The organism is Streptosporangium heterodermiicola, assembly GCF_051390675.1.
Classification (GTDB): domain Bacteria; phylum Actinomycetota; class Actinomycetes; order Streptosporangiales; family Streptosporangiaceae; genus Streptosporangium.
Genome location: NZ_JBPJSR010000065.1, coordinates 1 through 1,794, shown reverse-complemented (window position 1 = coordinate 1,794; position 1,794 = coordinate 1). Strand labels below are relative to the sequence as shown.

The following is a 1,794-nucleotide window of genomic DNA, read 5'->3' as shown; positions in this document are numbered from 1 at the left end:
AACTGGTGAGGACCCGTAAGGCAATTACTGCTGGTTTCGGTGCGACTTCGGTGAGTGGTGTGCTAGCTGGCTTTCCATGGCGATGTCGGAGGCGGGGTTGGCGGTCCTGGATGTGAAGTTCGCGGCTGTGCTTCCGCATCTGGACGAGCGGCAGCGTCGTTTGTATCTGGCTGCTGAGGCGGATGCGCTCGGGCATGGCGGGATCGCGGTGGTGGCCAGACTGGCAGAAGTATCGGAGTCGACCATCACGCGGGGACGTCTCGAGCTCGCGAGCGGTGCGCCGGTGTTGGGACGGGTGCGCCGTCCTGGTGGTGGACGTAAGTCGGCTGCTGAGCGGGATCCTGGTCTGGTTGCGGCGCTCGAGGCGTTGATCGAGCCGCGGGAGATCGGTGATCCGGTTTCTCCGCTGCGCTGGACCACCGCCTCACTGCGGGACCTGGCCGCAGAGTTGACCGAGACGGGCCATCCGATCAGCGCCCCGGCGGTAGGCGATCTGCTGCGCTCGATGGGATTCAGTCTCCAGAGCATGGCCAAGAAACGTGCCGGCAACCAGGTTCCTGACCGCGACGCCCAGTTCCAGCACATCAACACCAAGGTCGAGCAGTTTCTAGCTGAGGGCTTGCCGGTGGTGAGCGTGGATGCCAAGAAGAAGGAACCGATCGGTGACTTCGCCCGAGCCGGCCGCACCTACCGGCCGAAGGGGAACCCGATCACGGCCCCAGATCACGACTTCACCTTCGCCGATACCCCCGTCGCGATCCCCTATGGCATCTATGACCTGGGCCAAGACGTCGGCTGGGTGAATGTGGGCACCGACCGCAACACCGCGGCGTTCGCGGTGGAGTCGATCCGCCGCTGGTGGAACCAGCAAGGCCGAGATGGCTACCCGGACGCGATTCGGCTTCTGATCACCGCCGATTCCGGAGGGGCGAACTCCGCTGACTCCCACCTGTTCAAGAACGACCTGGCCGACTTCGCCGACGAATGCGGGCTGGCCGTCACCGTGCTGCACTTTCCGCCCGGGACATCGAAGTGGAACAAGGTCGAGCACCGCTTGTTCTCCCGCATCACCCACAGCCTGCGCGGACGGCCCCTGACCAGCTATGAGGTGCTGCTGCAGAGCATCTCGGCAACCCGCACCAGTACCGGCCTGACCGTCAGCGCCGTCCTGGACGAGGGCGACTACCCCACCGGCCGCACCCTCACCAAGGAGCAGCGCCAGGTACTCCTGCGGCGCGTCCAGCGTGACGACTTCCACGGCGAGTGGAACTACACGATCGCGCCCTACGATCCCAGCACGGCGCCACCGGCCGAGCCGCAACAGGCGAAGGCGCCCCCGATCCCGGCCGAGGGCACTTACCTGCTCACCCACCCCGCTGTGACCGGCATGTCCCGCGACCAGTTCGACCGGCTCGTGACCGAACTCCAGCCCTGGCGCCAGACCCTGGCCGAGGCCGAACGTGAGAAACGCAAGGGCATCAACCGGCGCGGATACAACCCCGGGTTCGGGTTCCTCGACCACCAGCACCGCGTCCTGGCTGCGGTGCTAAGCCACCGCAACACCGTCACGCTCACCCTGGCCGCCCGGCTACTCGGCCGAGACCGCAACACCCTCAGCTACCACGCCCACCGGACCAGGCCCCTGCTGGGCTTCGCCTCTCCCGACCTGGCCGCAATCCTCGCCCAGCCCCGCCGCCGGACCCACCCGCCCCGCTCGATCGAGGCCCTCCACAACGAGATCACCGCCTACGAAACCAACATCAACTCGGGCAGTAGTTAGTTAACGGGCCCTGA

1 protein-coding gene is annotated in these 1,794 nt (G+C 66.4%); it reads left to right on the top strand.

Going from position 1 to position 1,794, the window contains the following annotated elements; all coding sequences use genetic code 11:
- Window positions 1–76 precede the first annotated feature (76 nt).
- A complete protein-coding gene (locus tag ACSC1Q_RS42885; protein WP_436764495.1) occupies window positions 77–1,780 on the top strand; it encodes an ISAzo13 family transposase in 1,704 nt (567 codons plus the stop codon).
- The last annotated feature ends 14 nt before the right edge of the window (window positions 1,781–1,794 follow it).